At 43.6% G+C, this 17,834-nt stretch carries 15 protein-coding genes; 6 read left to right on the top strand and 9 right to left on the bottom strand.

Annotation, left to right across the window (positions count from 1 at the left end):
- Position 1: 1 nt before the first annotated feature.
- The 5 genes from ACY8D0_RS00535 to ACY8D0_RS00555 all read left to right on the top strand — a co-directional run bounded on the left by ACY8D0_RS00535 (position 2) and on the right by ACY8D0_RS00555 (position 5,589).
- Positions 2–1,078 carry a copper resistance D family protein gene (locus ACY8D0_RS00535; RefSeq protein WP_462408568.1) on the top strand — a complete coding sequence of 359 codons (1,077 nt, stop codon included), beginning with the start codon at positions 2–4 and terminating at the stop codon, positions 1,076–1,078.
- A 168-nt stretch (positions 1,079–1,246) separates the two neighbouring features.
- Entirely contained in the window at positions 1,247–2,017 is a 771-nt protein-coding gene (locus tag ACY8D0_RS00540; RefSeq protein ID WP_462408569.1) for a TSUP family transporter, read from the top strand.
- Positions 2,018–2,120: 103 nt separating this feature from the next.
- A complete protein-coding gene (locus ACY8D0_RS00545; RefSeq protein WP_462408570.1) occupies positions 2,121–3,005 on the top strand; it encodes an alpha/beta fold hydrolase in 885 nt (294 codons plus the stop codon).
- A 30-nt stretch (positions 3,006–3,035) separates the two neighbouring features.
- Positions 3,036–4,274: a GGDEF domain-containing protein gene (locus ACY8D0_RS00550; RefSeq protein ID WP_462408571.1), complete on the top strand. Its 1,239-nt coding sequence runs from the start codon at positions 3,036–3,038 to the stop codon at positions 4,272–4,274.
- Between the two features lie 94 nt (positions 4,275–4,368).
- On the top strand, positions 4,369–5,589 hold the full coding sequence (locus ACY8D0_RS00555) for an MFS transporter (protein WP_462408572.1): 1,221 nt from the start codon (positions 4,369–4,371) through the stop codon (positions 5,587–5,589).
- 67 nt (positions 5,590–5,656) lie between these two features.
- Here ACY8D0_RS00555 and ACY8D0_RS00560 read toward each other — a convergent pair whose 3' ends face one another.
- Positions 5,657–6,172: a DoxX family membrane protein gene (locus ACY8D0_RS00560; RefSeq protein WP_462408573.1), complete on the bottom strand. Its 516-nt coding sequence runs from the start codon at positions 6,170–6,172 to the stop codon at positions 5,657–5,659.
- A gap of 350 nt (positions 6,173–6,522) precedes the next feature.
- Between ACY8D0_RS00560 and ACY8D0_RS00565 the strand changes: the two genes are divergently transcribed.
- Positions 6,523–7,767 carry an aminopeptidase gene (locus ACY8D0_RS00565; protein ID WP_462408574.1) on the top strand — a complete coding sequence of 415 codons (1,245 nt, stop codon included), beginning with the start codon at positions 6,523–6,525 and terminating at the stop codon, positions 7,765–7,767.
- A 326-nt stretch (positions 7,768–8,093) separates the two neighbouring features.
- Here the strand turns inward: ACY8D0_RS00565 and ACY8D0_RS00570 are convergent, their stop codons facing one another.
- The 8 genes from ACY8D0_RS00570 to ACY8D0_RS00605 all read right to left on the bottom strand — a co-directional run bounded on the left by ACY8D0_RS00570 (position 8,094) and on the right by ACY8D0_RS00605 (position 17,774).
- The gene (locus ACY8D0_RS00570; protein ID WP_462408575.1) at positions 8,094–9,161 is read right to left on the bottom strand and encodes a Ger(x)C family spore germination protein; all 1,068 of its coding nucleotides are present in this window, start codon (positions 9,159–9,161) and stop codon (positions 8,094–8,096) included.
- Positions 9,158–10,249: a GerAB/ArcD/ProY family transporter gene (locus ACY8D0_RS00575; protein ID WP_462408576.1), complete on the bottom strand. Its 1,092-nt coding sequence runs from the start codon at positions 10,247–10,249 to the stop codon at positions 9,158–9,160. Before ACY8D0_RS00575 ends, ACY8D0_RS00570 begins: the two co-directional genes overlap by 4 nt.
- 18 nt (positions 10,250–10,267) lie before the next feature.
- Entirely contained in the window at positions 10,268–11,818 is a 1,551-nt protein-coding gene (locus ACY8D0_RS00580; RefSeq protein WP_462408577.1) for a spore germination protein, read from the bottom strand.
- A gap of 160 nt (positions 11,819–11,978) precedes the next feature.
- On the bottom strand, positions 11,979–12,494 hold the full coding sequence (locus ACY8D0_RS00585) for a DoxX family membrane protein (protein ID WP_462408578.1): 516 nt from the start codon (positions 12,492–12,494) through the stop codon (positions 11,979–11,981).
- 204 nt (positions 12,495–12,698) lie between these two features.
- Entirely contained in the window at positions 12,699–14,684 is a 1,986-nt protein-coding gene (locus ACY8D0_RS00590; protein WP_462408579.1) for a glycoside hydrolase family 27 protein, read from the bottom strand.
- 210 nt (positions 14,685–14,894) lie between these two features.
- Complete coding sequence (locus ACY8D0_RS00595) at positions 14,895–15,857, bottom strand: aldo/keto reductase (protein WP_462408580.1); 963 nt, start codon at positions 15,855–15,857, stop codon at positions 14,895–14,897.
- A gap of 140 nt (positions 15,858–15,997) precedes the next feature.
- Positions 15,998–16,885 carry a TIGR03943 family putative permease subunit gene (locus ACY8D0_RS00600; RefSeq protein ID WP_462408581.1) on the bottom strand — a complete coding sequence of 296 codons (888 nt, stop codon included), beginning with the start codon at positions 16,883–16,885 and terminating at the stop codon, positions 15,998–16,000.
- Positions 16,886–16,898: 13 nt separating this feature from the next.
- Positions 16,899–17,774 (bottom strand): permease, encoded by an 876-nt coding sequence (locus ACY8D0_RS00605; RefSeq protein WP_462408582.1) that lies wholly within the window; start codon positions 17,772–17,774, stop codon positions 16,899–16,901.
- Positions 17,775–17,834: the final 60 nt, after the last annotated feature.

Here is a 17,834-nt window from a genome sequence, read left to right on the forward strand (position 1 = left end):
GATGAACTATATTATCCCAATCGCGGAGTTGGCGAATTACCTGCTGTTTTCGATTCTTGCAGGCCATGTTGCCTTGCAATTTGTACCTGAAACGAGGAAGCCCAAGATCGAAATTGCCAAACCCGTTTTATTGCTTTCCACACTGGGAATTATTATTTTCACGTTTGTGCCCATCGTTCCAACGATCAGTTATTTTATTCATGTAGTAGGTATGGCGTCAGCCATCCAATCGGTTATCTTAAATTTTGAAGTCGGGAAGGCATGGATTTTTATTGCGTTTATGGCTGTGTTCTTGTGGCTGGCCATTGTGTTAAACGCACCTAAATACATTCAAGCCGTGCTGGTTTTGTTGATGGATTTAGGAGTCGGTTATGCCAGTCATGCTGCCTCCATATCCTTTTGGTCAGGATTTTTGTTTCACAGTTCCCATTTTTTATTCGTGACATTGTGGGTTGGCATCCTGATTCATGTGGCTTGGTTTTCAAAGGATTTGTCGAACTGGCCTAGGTTTTTAAGATGGTTTACACCGACCGCTTTTTTATTTGTCGTACTGATTATCCTAACCGGAATCAACCTCATGTTATTTGTTGTTGAACCAAAGGATTATGCGAAAGCCTGGGTCCTCCCTTATGGACAAATGCTGCTGCTAAAACACCTCAGCATCATTCCGGTGCTTCTGTTTGCTTTTATGAATGGCATCTTAACGAGAAAATCATTAGACCGGCCGGAGTTTAACCCGAGACCATGGATTAGAGGGGAAAGCATTATCTTATTGCTTGTTTTTTATTTTACAGGAGCATTAGGGACCTTATCCCCGCCGCACGATGTGGAATTTACCGTGAATTTTGAGGGCGCATCGGAATGGGTCCAGTGGCTGCTGGGAGAAAATATTGGTTCCACTGTGGGAATTCATTTTGCTCCTTCGTTTCAATCCGGCTTGTTGATTGCGATCGCCATTGTTTTTCTGATGATGATTTTTGTTAGTTTTAAAAAAATAAGGCCAATCATAAGCGTGTTGTTTGGGATTTGTTTTATTGCAGTCTTATATTTGGGCATCATGTTTTCCTTGACCATCTAAATCTTCATAAATATATAGGCGATTCGGAAATCGAATCGCCTTTTGTGTTTCTGTGGGGGATACGCTAATGGGTCTGGCTCCATTTCCATTTTCCGATGCCGGAGAAAAGTGATAAACTGAATACTGTATACATTTTGAAATTTACTGGGATATAGGAAGGCTGATAGGATGTTTATGGATTTGGATCCATCGTTATTATTGATTTTGCTTGTTTTTGGTTTCTTGGCAGCATTTATTGATTCTGTCGTGGGAGGCGGCGGACTGATTGCGCTGCCGGCATTGTTGTTTACCGGCCTGCCCCCGGCAGCCGCGGTGGCGACCAATAAACTGGCAGGGACTGTCGGCTCCTTAACAAGTACGATTATGTTTTACCGGTCCGGCAAGTTGGATATAAAGTCGGTTTATAAGTTATTCCCGCTTACCTTTATTGGGTCGATGATTGGGGCATGGGTCGTCCATTTGATGAACCCGGAACTTCTGAAACCGCTCATGCTGGTCATGCTGGCGGCCGTTGCCCTTTACACGATTTTCAAGAAAGATTTGGGCACCACATCAACCCGAAAAGAATTATCGGTCCGCCGCTATATCATTTTTGTCATATTAATCTTTGCCATTGGTTTTTATGATGGATTTATCGGCCCCGGAACTGGTTCCTTTTTAATCTTTGCCTTTTTAATGGTTGGGTTTGATTTTCTTAAAGCGGCCGGAAATGCGAAGTTTTTAAACTTTGGCAGTAATATTGCCGCCTTGGTGATGTTCATGATTTTGGGACAGGTTAATTATGCGTATGGAATTCCCATGGGAATTGCGCAATTGGCCGGCGCGGTTTGCGGCTCCCGATTTGCCATTAAGCGCGGAAGTGGCTATGTCCGTGCATTGTTTATCTTCGTCACCTTTTTATTGTTAGCGAAGAATGCTTATGATTATTTTCATCATTAAAATAGGGTTAATCTATTAAACTAAAGCACTGCTCCTTTTGGCCTATGGTATAATAGTGATATGGAAATGTTTTCTATTTATATCCTAACCAGGGCGGTGCTTTATGTCTGATCAGTTGACGATTTTTAGAAAAAACGGCAATCAGGAATCTTTTGTACAAGCCTATGATGAAGCGTTGGAGTTATGGCCGGTGCCTTACGAAGAGTTGATGGTCCCCACCTGTTTTGGCGAGACGCACGTCGTGGCCGCCGGACCGAAAGATGCTGAACCCCTGATTCTCATCCATGGAATGACGTTCAGTGCGACGATGTGGTACCCCAATATGGAGTTCCTTGCCAGCCGGTTTCGGGTGTATGCACTGGATACCATTGGTGACGTAGGAAAGGGGAAAGTAAAATCCATCATGAAAACGCGTCAAGACCCTGTTGATTGGCTGAATGATGTCATGGCGGGCCTAAAGATTTCTTCCGCCGTTTTTGCCGGACACTCCATGGGCGGGTGGCTGTCCATGAATTATGCGATTCATGTTCCGGAAAAGGTAAAAAAGCTGGTTTTGTTCGCTCCGGCATCGGGAATTACCAAGGTTACCCCCAAGTTCTTTTTCAAAGTATTTCCTGCCATCCTATTTCCTTCAGAATCACGGATCCAGAAAGAAATCGAATGGTTTGTCAGTCCAGGCTTTCAGCCGGATGAAAAATGCGAAAAGATTTTCCGTCAATTTATTGTTTCCGGAATGAATTGTGTCCCTTGCCAACGGGTTACCCCGACCGTTTTTACCAACGAGGAGCTGCAAAATCTGACGATGGACACTTTGTTGCTTGTAGGGGAATATGAAGTCATTTATAATCCTGTTAAGATGCTTGAAAGGGCCAATCAGCTAATGCCGACCGTTACCACTCAGTTAATTCCAAACGCTGGTCATGGATTGACAATTGAACAGGACGAAAAGGTAAACGAGGCGATCAGGTCTTTTTTTGCACAAAGTTAGATTTGGAAGAGGAAAACGAGGCATTAAGAAATGAAGATAAAATTTCCATTTGCGATCCCAAAAGTTTCCCGCGATAAGCAACTTCTTCTGGAAAAACATTTATTTACAGAGAACTTGAAGCGATGCAAGCTTTTTGCTGGTATCGTTATTTTATTTGAAATGATTCTAATCCTCATGAATGTATTGGCTAACCAAGGAAGATGGGTTTTGAATATCTACCTGGTTTTATATTGCGTTTTGTTGGTGATGAGTGCTCTTATGCTCCATTATATCCGCAGGTTTGAAAAAGGGGACTCCTCTTCGGAACGTCAATACAGGAGGTTTCATTTTGGGGTATTGAGTTTTGTCAGTTTCTTTTTGGTATGGGGTGCGGCGGTGACTTTGGCTGATCAAAAGAGTTATGGGCATGTGATGGCTTTTGCTGTGAATTTTATGTGCGTTTCCGTTCTTTTTCATGCCTCGAACCGGACCATTCTCACAGTATACTTACCATCTATTTTGCTCTTGCTTATGGGCTTGCCTTTTTTCCAGGAATCGAATGCCATCTTGATGGGGCATTATATTAATCTTTCTGTCTTTTTATTTTTCTGTTGGTTGGCTTCGAGGATGTTGTATATTAGTAATGCAACGAATTTTTTTAATAAATTGCTTTTGACAGAAACCAATCAGAATCTTGCTGCAAAAAATCAGGAAATTGAAAAAATGAATTGGGAACTGGCTGTCGCCAATGAGCAGTTAAAGCAAATGGCTGTTTTGGATGAGTTGACTAAGATTCCCAACAGGAGAGGCTTCCAGCAATATATCCAAGAAACGTTGACCCTAAGCCAGACCAAGCGAAAACTCTCCATCCTCATGCTTGATATCGATGCCTTTAAATTGTTCAACGATAACTATGGACATCTTGAAGGAGATAAAAGCATCGAAAGGGTGGCACAAGCCATTCAAGTCTGCATGAAGGCGTCAGGCAGTATGACGGCCCGCTATGGAGGAGAAGAATTTGTTATCGCTGTATTTGACATGGCGAGTGAAGACATCGATCGACTTGCTGAAAAGATAAGAAGCACCATTTTTGAAATGGAAATTCCCCACGAATATTCCCCTTTCGCCAATCGGGTTACTGTGAGTATTGGCTTCGCAACAGGCGAGGTTCAAAACATGGACGAGACGGGGGAGTTAATAGAAATGGCAGACCGTGCACTTTATCAATCCAAGTCCAAGGGGAGAAATCGTGTGGAAGGGTTTGGTGGCAGGTTGGTTTTACAGGACTGAAGGATTTTTAATAAAATGAGGCAGGTCACGTAAATACGGGGGACAGCAGCGTTGCAACTTCTACTTATTTTTATTAAAGGACGTGTGTTACATCTTGGTTCAAACAGGAAATTCCCTTCTTAAGAAGCCGTCTTTTGCCAATTACTGGACTGGACGGATATTGTCTTCAACCTCTTTTCAAATGTTGTCTGTGGCCATTGGCTGGCAAATGTACGATTTAACTCACGATGCATTTAGTCTTGGATTAGTAGGGCTTGCCCAGTTTATCCCCATGGTGATGCTGACCTTGGTTGTCGGTCAGGCGGCCGACCGGTTCGACCGCCGGAGAATTGTGTATTTGTGCTTGCTTGTGGAAGGCATCGTGGCAGCCCTTTTGTTATACGGAAATATGGCGGGCTGGCTTGACCGTGAGAAAATCTTGCTTGCGGCCGCGATTATCGGCGCCTGCCGGGCGTTTGAGGGCCCGACATCCTCGGCTCTTTTGCCGCAGCTGGTGTCAAAGTCAATTTTGGCGCAGGCAATCTCATTGACTACGATGGCGGGACAAACCGCACAAATTTTGGGTCCGACGCTTGGCGGCGTCCTGTTTTCCTTGGGGCCCAACTTTGTATACAGTACCGCGACTGCCGCCTTGTTGGCTGCTACAATACTGACATTTTTAATAAAAATAGAGCAGCCGCCTTTCCGTAAAGCAGAACCGATTACGGTACGGTCCATGCTTATGGGATTGGAATTTGTTTATAAACATCCGATTATTTTAGGTACGATTTCGCTTGATTTATTTGCTGTATTGCTGGGTGGGGCGACCGCGCTATTGCCGATTTTTGCCCAAGACATTTTACATGTCGGTCCTTGGGGCTTGGGATTGATGCGGACAGCACCAGCCGTAGGGGCGCTGATTGTCTCGATTTTTCTGGCTTATTTTCCGCTTCAAAAGGCGGTGGGCCTTAAGTTGTTCGGTGCTCTTGCCGTCTTTGGCTTGGCGACGATGCTGTTTGCGATTTCCACTAATCTCGTTGTCTCGATGGTCGCCTTGTTCCTCATCGGGGGATCCGATGTGATTAGCGTTGTTATCCGGTCATCCTTGGTGCAGCTGCAAACACCCGATGAGATGAGGGGACGTGTGAACGCGGTGAACTCGTTGTTTATCGGAACCTCCAACCAGTTGGGGGAGTTTGAATCCGGCACGCTGGCCGGGTTTATCGGGCCTGTGGGAGCTGCCTTCATTGGCGGCATCGGTACCATTATCATCGCAGGGCTATGGATGTATTGGTTTCCGTCCCTCAGGAAGATTAGGTCATTGTCGGAGAGTTAGGCGTATGAATTCAATCTAAGAAAAAAGAAAGACGATTCGTGTGACCGAATCGTCTTTCTGTGTACGCTTAAGCTGTTACTTTCGGTTTTTCAGCACCTGCATTCTTAGTAGTGAACTTTCTGATGAATGGAACGACCCAGCGGTCTAAACCGATTCTGCCGGCATTGTAGCCTGCTGTTAAGATGATGAAGCCTAAGAAGATGTCTCTAGGGTTGTGAGATACGGTACCTGCCAAGAAGAACATGAAGTTCATGAATAAGCCGAAGAACATGGCAGCTGTTGTTAAGCAGCCTAGAATCAATCCTAAACCGATCAATGTTTCGCCCCAAGGAACGATAAAGTTAAACACGTGGACGTTTGGCAGTGCGATTCCTTTCAAGAAGTCAACGTACCAGCCAAAAACTACTGCGCCATCAGGACCCTTCACAGGATTGGCGATGGCACCTTTCAAGAAGCCAGAAGCATCAAATCCGCCTGTTAATTTACCAATACCACCAGTGAACCAAGAATAACCAAGATATAAACGTAAAACCGTAAGAATGATAGCAGCGTATTTGTTTTCTCTTAAAAATTTGTTAAACATAAGTTTTGCACCCCTTAATTTCTTTTGTTTTCTCTTTACACTATTAATATATAAGATTTAACTATAAAAAACATGGCAATAGTGATAAGTTCAAACTTTGTTCGAAATCTTATGGCAAACTCTTGAACAAGGCCAGTAGGGGCGAGATGGGGCCTGTCCCCCGATGCGTTAATGCGTTAGTGGGTTGGGGGCCTGTCCCCCAGTGCGTTAATGCGTTAGTGGGTTGGGGGCCTGTCCCCCGGTGCGTCAATGTGTTAATAGGCCGGGGGACAGGCCCCTTTTGCCCTATGCGGAAATTTTTGTTTAACTGTGCTAGTATAGAGGTTGTAATCTAATATTGGAGGTAATTTATGGTGCTGCCTAATTTTAATGAGAATTTGCAGAAGTATGCCAGGTTGTTAGTGGCTAAAGGGATTAATGTTCAACCGGGTGATTGGGTAAAAATGACTATTACAGTTGATCAGGCTCCGCTTGCCCGCTTGGTTACGAAAGAAGCCTATGCATTAGGGGCTGAAAAGGTCATTGTGAAATGGTCGGATGACGATATCACCAAGCTCCATTACATACACCAGCCTGTAGAGGTACTGACTGACATTCCTGACTACGAAATTCAGGAATCAGAAGACCATGTATTGAATCACCGCGTAAGCCGTTTATCGATACTATCGAGTGACCCGGGCCTTTTGAATGAAGTGGAACCTGCCAAAATTGCCGCTTATCAAAATGTGGCTGGAAAAGCATTCAAAGCCCAGCGTGTGGCCACTCAAAATGATGACTTGAAATGGACTGTCGCGGCTGCGGCCGGCGCCGGATGGGCAGCCAAAGTGTTTCCGGATTTGGCCACTACGGAAGAACAAGTCGATGCGCTTTGGGACCAAATTTTTAAAACATGCCGCGTTTATGAAGAGGACCCGGTTGCTGCATGGGATGAGCATAAAGCAACGTTAAACGAGAAAGCGGCCAAATTAAATGAAATTCAATTTAATGCCCTGCACTACACCGCACCTGGCACCGATTTAACGTTGGGCCTGCCTAAAAATCACATTTGGTTAAGTGCCGAGAGCAAAAGTCCAAAAGGGGACGAATTCATTGCCAACATGCCGACAGAGGAAGTCTATACAGCTCCTGATACTCACCGCATGGATGGTGTCGTTCGAAGCACCAAACCGCTCAGCTATGCTGGCACGTTAATCGAGGGAATTGAGGTACACTTTAAGGACGGTAAAATCGTTGACATCTCCGCTGAAAAAGGGGACGAAACCATCAAGAAGCTTGTTTTTGACAACGAAGGCGGCACTGGCTTAGGGGAAGTGGCCTTGGTTCCGGATCCATCACCAATTTCTCAATCTGGCGTCATCTTCTTAAATACCCTGTTTGATGAGAATGCGTCCAACCACCTAGCGATTGGAGCCGCATACCCAACCACCATCCAGGGCGGTACTAAAATGAGCGAAGAAGAACTATTAAAGAATGGCATGAACACTTCAACCGTCCACGTGGACTTCATGATTGGTTCTGCCCAAATGAATATTGACGGCATTAAACAAGACGGCACCGTTGTGCCAATTTTCCGCAATGGAGATTGGGCAATATAAAGAATTCGTCGATATTGCAGTCAGAAAGAAAACCGCTGAATGAAATTCAGCGGTTTCTTTCATAATGATTTAAAAATAATTGCCCGTTCATTTCCACTTTGTAAATAAACTGCTGTTATCACTGTTATTATTGCAGCTGGAACAAAGCTCATGCTCTGCATTGAAAAAATCACTCCCGGCAAAAGAGTGATACCCTTTGCCGCGGCATACGGGGCATTTACTTTTTGCTTTGGTCTTGGTTTCATTTCGATTGAAAAATCCCACTGAATTCACCTCTTTATTATCTAATATGGTATGTTGGGGGCTCATTATTCCATATCGATTCGTTACTCGACCACTCCGTGCCCCACTAATTCTACATCAGCGCTTACTTTAAATTGGGCATTTTTATAGTCGTCATTCCATTTTTTAAAGTCAAAATTTCTGGTCTTGGTTTTAGCAATGTGACCAAAACCGACTGGGTCAATGTTTTTCATTTGAAATGTTTGAATCATTTTTAAACACTCTTCCGCCACTTGTTTCTCTAGCTGCTTTTCAATTTTCGTGGTTTCGCCTTTCCCAAGGATCCTTTCTTGATGTTCAGTCAAGATTCCCTTTATTTTAATCTTAATGGTAAATTCATATGGATTTCTTTTTGCCAGCCGGATTTTTCTCTTGGAATTGAGTGTTCTAATAGTCGATTCTCCATGAACCTCTTTTACCATAACGGAACCCAACGTTTTTCTATCGACAAGCAGCTTAAAATAATACATTTTATTTTCTGGAAGAATAGCTGCCACTTTGTCGTCCTTGAAGAGGGCTAAACCTGATATGCTGACCAGATTACGCTGGTTTTTCTTAAGCACTGGCAAATAGGGGTCCTGCCCTTCTGAGTAAAACGCGGCCAAAAAACGGTGAAGATTCGTGATCGGCAAGTTTTGTCTCATCATATTATGTTCCATTAACTGGCTAAGATATTGGGCGTTCCCCCGGTCCCCGTATGTCCCTTCAAAAATATTGATAGCTTTCCCATCCACAACGGCCAAATAGACCCTGGCGCCAACGCTGGGATCGCGAAGGAAGACATCGAGTGTTTGGATGATTCCCTCTCGTGCCACTTTCTCGCCAAATAGGGCAATATCGAGGCTGCCGCTGACAATTGGCTGTGACGCTTTTTTCTGCATTTCAGATACTAAATCTCTAATGACCTCCCCTTTGGCGGAAAAGGTAAAATTACCAAAGGACTTGTCGGGTTTAAACACGGGAATCATGATACTACCTAGGAATTGATTTCCGCTTTTATCAATGCCAATCCCTGTGGCAATATTCACATCATCAATGACTTTTTTTTCCACGCATCCATTCAGTAAGGAAATGGATAAGAGCAAAGTGGGGAAGAAGAAGATTTTCTTCACTTTGATGTCACCTTCTTTTTAATAAGAAGTAACAAAAACAAAATGGGTGTGTAACCATAAGCTATCATAAAACCTATGGTCGCCGTATAGTCTAATACTATTTCCAGCCTTTCACGCGTTGAAATCGGAACTACGATGATTAAACAGGCCAAAGCAATAAAAAGGACCGATTTCCTTTGACTCACATGATAGACCCGTTTGAAAATCCGGCTGGCAGCCCAAAGCGAGATGGCGATATTGGGGAGAATGATTAGAGCCCAGTTGGCAATTCCCAGATACTCGAACCTCTCCAGAATGGGAACCCTGACAATTTTCCACATTTCCAATGTGGCCCAAATGGATTTTTCCAGCAGTCCCGGTGGAAAATAGGCAAAGCTAACGACAGCTAATCCCGCATAAATGATAGTGGTCGCCAAAATCCCGATATGAACCGACCTTTTGGATTGCTCCGGTTTTTTAATATATGGATAAAAAAATAGGATAACCTCAAACCCGAGAAAGCTTAGTGCCATATGGTATCCGCTTTTTATCATATTGATGAATGAATGGTCTAAAATGGGATTCAAGTTAGTAAAATCCCCATACCTAAGGGCGAAACCAAAGGAGAACAGTAAATAAGAGGGGATAACCAGTCCCAAAAATGAGATTCCTGCTACAGTCCGAAAACCCCCATAGACAATGTAGATCCCTAATATCAAATAGACGATTGCAAACCAAAACGGGTGTAAATCTTGAAACATCCATGTTCGGATAATTTCAATCAGGCCGCCGAGTATCCCGACACAGGTGGTCATGTAATAGAAGATAAAAAAGGTATTGATGGTGTTGCCGATGATTTTTCCAAACATATAAACATTGGCAACCATGACATCTCCATCGACCATCTCACAAATTTTATACATCATCCATACAATCAGGTGAATGGTCAAGCCAGCACCGAGAACAGAAATCCAGGCATCGGCTCCTGCATCTTTGGCGATGATCCGTTGAAAACCGAGGACACCTATTCCGATTTGCATGGAAACAATCACATATGTGGCCAAAAATGATGATATTTGAAATCTTTCCTGAACGGAACCCTGCATCATACCTTCTCTTCCTTCCGTCTATTCATCAATATCCTTCTTTTTTTGTGCCTTCTCCTTGCTAAACCGGCTGGAATCATGGGTCCTCAGAAACTGCGGCCTGGATGCTTGACTTTTTAATGGAAGCCGGAATAGGGCATCTTTAAAGTCTTTCAACCTAAGCGGAAAAATCGGCTCCATAAACGGAAGTCCCAATGAAGTAAGCCGCAGCAGATGGGTCAGTAAAAAACAAAACGCAATCGTTATTCCTAGCAATCCCCAGACTTCGGCCATGATGAGAATGGGAAATCTCAAAATCCGGATGGTATTGCTCATTTGATAGACAGGTGTGGTAAAGGAGGCAAGGGCAGAAAGAGCAATCAAGATTAACAGAACATTACTTGTCAGCCCCGCCTCAACCGAAGCTGTCCCCAGCACAATACCGCCCACGATACCGATTGTCTGGCCGACCTTGGTAGGTAGTCTTGCGCCTGCTTCCCGTAAAAGTTCAATCGTGACTTCCAAAAATAACACTTCAAGTATTGGCGGGAAGGGAACGACACGCCTCGAGGTAACCAAGGTGATCAGCAAGTCTTTTGGGATCATTTCATAGTGATACGTGACCACCGCAACATATAGCGGTGTAACCATAATGGAAAAAGTAACGGAAAATAACCGGATCAATCGGATAAAAGTTGCGAGAATCCAGTTAAGAAAATAATCCTCAAATGAATTGAAGAACTCTGTCAAAGAGGTGGGACCGATTAGTGCATGGGGCGAGCCATCCACTAAGATCACCACTTTCCCTTCAGCAAGGCTGGAAGACACACGGTCCGGCCTTTCTGTATCGAGCAGTTGTGGAAAAGGGGAATTCCCATTATCTGAAATCATTTGAGTAAAATATGAACTGTCCGCTATTTCATCTTTTTCAATATCGGTAATCCGCTGCTTGACCGTATTGATCATTTCCTGGTTTGTAATCCCATCGATATATAGGACGGCTACCTTTGTTTTTGATAACTTTCCGACCGTGAATTCTTCAGAAATCAGTTCCTTGACAGGTAGTCGTTTTCGAATTAGATTGATGTTTTGCCCAATCGCTTCGACAAACGCTTCTTTTGGACCGACGACGCTAAATTCAATTTCTGGTGCTGTAACCGATCGGACTACCTGTTTTTGTGAGGAGATGAAGGCGAACTCACTTGTGTCGCCTTCCATTGTGAGCATCACATATCCATCAAGCAGTTTTTGGGGTATATCCTCTATCTTGCGGGATATCTCGACATCCGCCACCGGAAGGAGTTTTTTCACATCAGCTATCTGATAAAATTCTCCCTCCAGCAGAGGAGGAAGTGCATTATTATCCAGCACTTTTTCTTCAACAAGTGTAGACAAAAAGGTAAAGTGAAACTTTTTGCCTGACTTTTGATTGATATAGAAGGTTTTTTTGTAATCATTTGATTGGGAAAGTTCTTTTTCCCAGTCTTCAGATTGCTCACTTTTTTCTGGTTTAGTTGTTTGGTGGCCTTTTTTTAGCTCTGATATCGGTTTGATTGTAAGTTTTCGTTTTTTGGGTTTGAAAAGATTAGCCATATATAGCACCATTTAGAATGTTTTCGTTTATTTTTGCCTAAGGTGCCAGGATTATCCTCATAAATGTAGGAAGCAGGATATTCAGATTAGGATTTAGTGAGAATAGTGATGACAAAAAAAGACGATTCGGGTACCCGAATCGTCTTTTGACATGCTATGGTTAAGCCGTAGCTTTTGATTTTTCAACACTGGCATTTTTGCCTGCGAATTTTCTAATGAATGGAACTACCCAGCGGTCCAAACCGATTCTGCCGGCATTATAACCTGCTGTTAAGATGATGAAGCCTAAGAAGATGTCTCTAGGGTTGTGAGATACGGTACCTGCCAAGAAGAACATGAAGTTCATGAACAATCCGAAGAACATGGCAGCTGTTGTTAAGCAGCCTAGAATCAATCCTAAACCGATCAATGTTTCGCCCCAAGGAACGATAAAGTTAAACACATGGACATTTGGCAGTGCGATTCCTTTTAGGAATTCAACGTACCAGCCAAAAACTACTGCGCCATCTGGACCTTTAACCGGATTAGCGATGGCACCTTTCAGGAAGCCGGAAGCATCAAATCCTCCTGTTAATTTACCAATTCCACCAGTGAACCAAGAATAGCCAAGATATAAACGTAAAACCGTAAGAATGATAGCAGCGTATTTGTTTTCTCTTAAAAATTTGTTAAACATAAGTTTTGCACCCCTTAATTTCTTTTGTTTTTCTTTACACCATTAATATATAAAATTTACACGGTAAAAAACATGGCAATAGTGATAAGTTCAAAGTTTGTTCGAAATGTTATGGCGAACTTTTGAACGACAGGGGATAGGGGGCAAAATTCTCGTATAAAAAAACGGCGTCACAATGCTCTGAACGCTGTGACGCCAAGTGAATCAAGCTGGCAATGAATTATTTCTCCGTCTGTTAAGAATATAGATTATACCAAAGCTAGAAAGAATGATTAAAATCAGATAAGGAAGCAAGTTTTGGACAGATGATGGCCTGTCAATATTCGCTTCAGAAGATTTTGCGCTTTCCCCATTGGCGTTGGTGGCGGCTACTGTGTATACGTAGCGGCTGCCGTTTTCTTGAACTGCCGCGCCATCCGTGAAATGTGGTTCGGTGAGATGGGTGGCTATGGGTTGGGACTCGCTGCTTAATCCGAATAGATTTATTTTTTTGCGATAGACGGTATACGAAACCCCTCCGAGGGAAGGATTCCAGGTGAGTTCAACATCTTCTTTGTTCTTCCTGTCTGCCATCATCCAGTCAGGTTTGGCTGGCGTGCTAGTCATTTTTGTAGAAAAAGAATAGCTTCCAATGGAGGATTCCGTTTTGCCGGCAATGGCAGAAACCTTCCAATAGTAATCGGAATCGGGCTTAAGATCCTTCACATCGGATGTCTCAGTAATAACCGTTTCGTTCATGATGATTTTTTTAAAATAGGGATCTTCAGCTACTAATACATGGTAACCGTCCGTACCGGTTTGCGTTTCCCAACGGAGCTTGACATGGGAAGGGGCGACTTCGGATGCCCCGCTTTTTGGGGAAACCGTAAGCGAAGAAGCCGGAACCACATGGATCATCCGGGATCCATGTGCAGGAAGATTGGCGGAAAAACCTGAATCCATGGTTCCTAAATCTGAGTGATTCCACATGTCCCGAACAGCGACAGAACCTTGAATCCCAAAATCTGACCAGGTAACGCTTGCCTTTCTTTTATCGGTATCAACATTAAAGAGGCCGATATTGTAGGAACCATCCGGCAGTGACTGGTAAAATACCTGGATGCCAGACTTGCTGTATAAACGTTTCCCAGCCACGCCGCTTTGGTTTGCAGCCAGTATTTCGTCATTTGTCAGCAGGCTGATACCGTAGTCGTCCAGTTTGGTCAGGTCGTTTCCAATAACAAACTGCGAAGCGGCAATGGCCCATAGTGAGACATAGGAACGTTTTTCTTCCTTTGTCAGGCCGTCTTTGCTTCCATTCGCCACATTGAGGGAGTCAAAGTCATTCCAGCCACCCGGTCCGGCATATGGCTGCCATTGGGCGGCATCGGAAAATCTTCTCAAAACATGTTCCCAATCGGTCAGGGTCGGTTTTCCGTAGCTTTCGACATCGTGGTCGGTTCGCCAGCCATTTGATAATTCCTGCCATACGGCTGTGTGTTTGATGTCCAGATTATTGGATAACTCGACATGAATCGGTCTCCCTGTTTTTTTCAGGGCTTTGGCCCAAGCCTCGACATCCGCCATATCTTGGTTGCGGACACCGTCTATTTTTAAATAATCTACCCCATAGGAGGCGAACAGGTTAGCCCAGGAATCGATGTACTCCTGCGCTCCGGGTTTTGAATAATCGATTGAATACATATTTTGAAAATTAAAATTTACTTTCTGCCCTTTGCTCAGGTCGACGATATCTTTAGCATGGTAGGGTGTTCCTTCAATCGGCGTGTTTTGTTTGACCGCGCCTTTGGGGATACCCAGGGTGACATACAGGCCAAATTTTAAACCCTTGCTGTGGATATAATCACCAACTGCTTTCATGCCGTTCGGGAATTTTTTCGAATCCACTGCCCATCGGCCATAGAGATCAACGGTTGTGGTCCAATCCAACATATAATAATCGTCCAGGTTCACGTATTGATAGCCGTGAGACTTGAACTTTGCAGCGATAATGTCAGCAGCGGTTTTGATTTTTTGCTCTGTAGGGTGCCTCCGGATAGAACTCCAGCTGCTCCAGCCCATAAAGGGGCGTTCTGCCAATTCATTGTAAGAGGAGGCTTCTGCTTCTTCCAGCTCCAGCAGGGAAAGTGGAAGATTTAAGCATAGAATTAAGGTAAATGAAAACCAAGTGATGGTGACTTTTTTAAGCATGCAAGACTCCCTCCGATAAATAGGCTAGAAACGTTTACATTACGACAAACGGTGTTTTGTTGAACAGGCTTCTTGCCGGTCCTTATAAAACTATACTAATATAAAAAACTAGCGATTTTAATGAACAATAAATTCCAATATCTGAAAAGTGCCCAAAAAAAGAGGACATGTTTCCACTGATGTGGAACATGTCCTGCTGCTTCAGCTATATTAAACCATACTCTTTTCCCAGCCGCCTCTGATTTCAACGCCCGTTGCCTTGGCTGCCGTTTCCAACTCTTTGATTTCAGCTTCTGTTAATGCCACATTGGAGGCAGTTATGGCCCCCTCAATATGTTTGGGCTTAGTGACACCAATAATCGGAACTGTCCCTTTGGCCATCGACCAGGCAATAGCGACAGCAGCGGGGTCGGCTCCATGCTTATGGCCAATTTCATTCATGACATCAATTAATCGGTCCAGCTTGGAGAGAACTTCAGCGGTGAAGGTATCGCCGCGCCTTGTTCCAGACTTAAACGGATTTTTGGAACTATATGCACCTGTTAAAGCTCCTTGTTCCAATACCATGTAGGAAAAGAAAACGATTTGCTGCTCACGGCAATAATCAATAATGCCAGCTTCTTCTGATGAACGATAAAGCAGGCTGTAATGGTTTTGCACGGCAGAGAGCTCCAAACCTTCTTTTTCGAGAATGGAGGCAGCCAACTTGATTTCCTGCAGATTATGATTGGATACACCAGCATGCATTACCTTGCCGCTTTTCATCAGGGGAATCAATTTCGAAGTCCATTTTTCCACATCTCTCGGATTGTGGATCCAATAGATATCCGCATGATCGATTCCAAGCCGGTTAAAGCTTTGGTTCAGCATTTCCTCGACCGCATTATCCGGCTGTTCATCACGCGGGGTAAATTTGGTGGATATCAACACGCTGCGATGATCCTCTTGGATGAATTGACCCAAGATGGTTTCTGATGCCCCCATACCATAAACGGCCGCTGTATCCCATAAATTCAGCCCAGCTGCCATTGCCGCCTCATAAACTGGTTTCAAATCTTCCTCTGACAAAGTGTTCCCGAAAACTTTATCGCCGCCATTCGTGCCCGTTCCCCATGACCAGGTTCCAAGCGCAATAGGGGGAATCAAATCATGTTTTAACTGAACATATTTCACTATTATCCCTGCCTTTTGTATGTTATTTCTTACTTCATTATTGCCATTGTCAGGATAAAGTACAAGAAGAAGAATCGATAAACCAAAAAACCTTCCACCATAGTTGTAGTGGAAGGTTTTTTTGGGTTTGGCCAACTGAATTAAAAGCTGTTTCGGTAAACATAAGCATCTTTAGGCTGCGCGATGGTTTTATAATCGGTTACTTTTAATACGGGAATTTTCATTTTAAACGGCTGGTAATACATCGTGTCCACTGTTCCTGTCACCTGATACCACTGGTCATTCGGGATGTGGACATCCTCCGGAAACTGGATAAGCATGCCGAACACGCCAGAATCGGCGATACAGTGAATGATTCCAAACCGGAATAGGAAAATTTGGTTGCTGTTGAGTCCTGGTCCGTTATAAGAAAAACCCTTCATCGTGAGTGTCTTTCCGGCAAATTCTCCGGAGTAGTTGTAGATGACCTCTAACCCTTTTAGGTAGTCTTCATCCGTTAAGGTAATGTTGTCCTGGCCTTTATAGGATTTGAATTCCTTGCTGACCAGCTCCAGAAATCCATCTTTGCCCAGGAATTGACTCATATCAGGATTTAAAATTTGGTGCATCCCGTATTTGTCTGCCCCGTCCTCCAACGTTGGAAAACTAAATCCTTTGGCATTAACTAATTGGGAGTCAAGGGTAGCAACTGGCAAAAGGACACCTGTAAGGGCGGGAATAATCACCATAGTATAGGAAACCATCCTTTTCATCCTTTTACCTAAAGAAGGTTTTTTTGATTCATGTTCATGATGATGGTCATGGTTAGGGTGGTCGTGATGGCATTCATGACAGTCCGATTCTTTGCCCTTTTTTTTATCAGACATATACCACCTGATTCCTTCGACGATTGTGAGAAAGAATAAGGCGTAAATCATGCTGTAGGACAGAAAGGAATATTTCATGTTGATGTATTTCGAAATATTTCCGGACAGGTGCAAATAAAAAAACAAATAGGTGAAAGCTAATAGAACAACAACACGGAACATTTGATTCCCTCCTTTACAGTAAAAGTGAGCCGATAAATACGAATCCTGAAATTAACGAAACGAGGAGGATGACGAATTTCGGTTTAAATGTTCCAAACATCATGAGTAAATTTTTAATATCCACCATGGCGCCGAACACCAAAAATGTGACAATTGAGCTTTGTGAAAATGTATTTCTGAACGATGAAGCCACGAAGGCATCCGCTTCAGAACAAATCGATAAAATGAACGCCAGCGCCATCATGACGAGGACAGCGGCCACTTTGCTATGGCCAAGCGTGGCAAGTGTTGCGGTTGGAATATAGGTCTGCATGGCTGATGCGATTATAGAACCCATCACCAAAAACTTCCCTACGTTGAAAAACTCATCAATCGTATGGGTAATGACACTCCACAATTTTTGCTTCGTATTTTGATGGGAATGGTCATGAACGTGAACGTGTTCGTCATGGTTGACTTTCAATTGGTTTTCCTTGATCACGAATGAAAGGACAATCCCCACTAAAATCGAAACCGCGATGGCAAACCCAGAACGGTACCAGACCATGGTCCAGCTGTTTCCGAATGCAATGTAGGTCGAAAATAGAACGATTGGGTTGATGATCGGTCCTGTGAGCATAAACGAAATGGCTGCCGGGAGGCTAACGCCTTTTTCTACTAATCTTTTTGTGATGGGAATGATTCCACATTCACATCCTGGAAATAATGCCCCTACCAAACTAGCGGTAATGACGGATAGAATTCTATTTTTTGGCATGATGCGTACAATCATATTTTCAGAGACAAATACTTCAATCAACGCTGAGACGAAAGACCCGATAATAATAAACGGGATCGCTTCTATTACAATACTGATAAAGATGGTGTTTAATTGCAATAATTGGTCCATAGGAGTTCCTCCTGTTGTGAAAAAAACATACCCATTATATCAGATATGAGGAGAAAAGGC

Source organism: Neobacillus camarae (genome assembly GCF_054950115.1).

Bases quoted from the DNA above. Each gene is read 5' to 3' on its own strand.
- ACY8D0_RS00600 (WP_462408581.1), bottom strand. From the start codon at position 16,885: ATGTTCCGTGTTGTTGTTCTATTAGCTTTCACCTATTTGTTTTTTTAT.
- ACY8D0_RS00580 (WP_462408577.1), bottom strand. From the start codon at position 11,818: ATGGCTAATCTTTTCAAACCCAAAAAACGAAAACTTACAATCAAACCG.
- ACY8D0_RS00550 (WP_462408571.1), top strand. From the start codon at position 3,036: ATGAAGATAAAATTTCCATTTGCGATCCCAAAAGTTTCCCGCGATAAG.
- ACY8D0_RS00540 (WP_462408569.1), top strand. From the start codon at position 1,247: ATGTTTATGGATTTGGATCCATCGTTATTATTGATTTTGCTTGTTTTT.
- ACY8D0_RS00565 (WP_462408574.1), top strand. From the start codon at position 6,523: ATGGTGCTGCCTAATTTTAATGAGAATTTGCAGAAGTATGCCAGGTTG.
- ACY8D0_RS00535 (WP_462408568.1), top strand. From the start codon at position 2: ATGAACTATATTATCCCAATCGCGGAGTTGGCGAATTACCTGCTGTTT.
- ACY8D0_RS00545 (WP_462408570.1), top strand. From the start codon at position 2,121: ATGTCTGATCAGTTGACGATTTTTAGAAAAAACGGCAATCAGGAATCT.
- ACY8D0_RS00560 (WP_462408573.1), bottom strand. From the start codon at position 6,172: ATGTTTAACAAATTTTTAAGAGAAAACAAATACGCTGCTATCATTCTT.
- ACY8D0_RS00585 (WP_462408578.1), bottom strand. From the start codon at position 12,494: ATGTTTAACAAATTTTTAAGAGAAAACAAATACGCTGCTATCATTCTT.
- ACY8D0_RS00575 (WP_462408576.1), bottom strand. From the start codon at position 10,249: ATGATGCAGGGTTCCGTTCAGGAAAGATTTCAAATATCATCATTTTTG.
- ACY8D0_RS00605 (WP_462408582.1), bottom strand. From the start codon at position 17,774: ATGGACCAATTATTGCAATTAAACACCATCTTTATCAGTATTGTAATA.
- ACY8D0_RS00590 (WP_462408579.1), bottom strand. From the start codon at position 14,684: ATGCTTAAAAAAGTCACCATCACTTGGTTTTCATTTACCTTAATTCTA.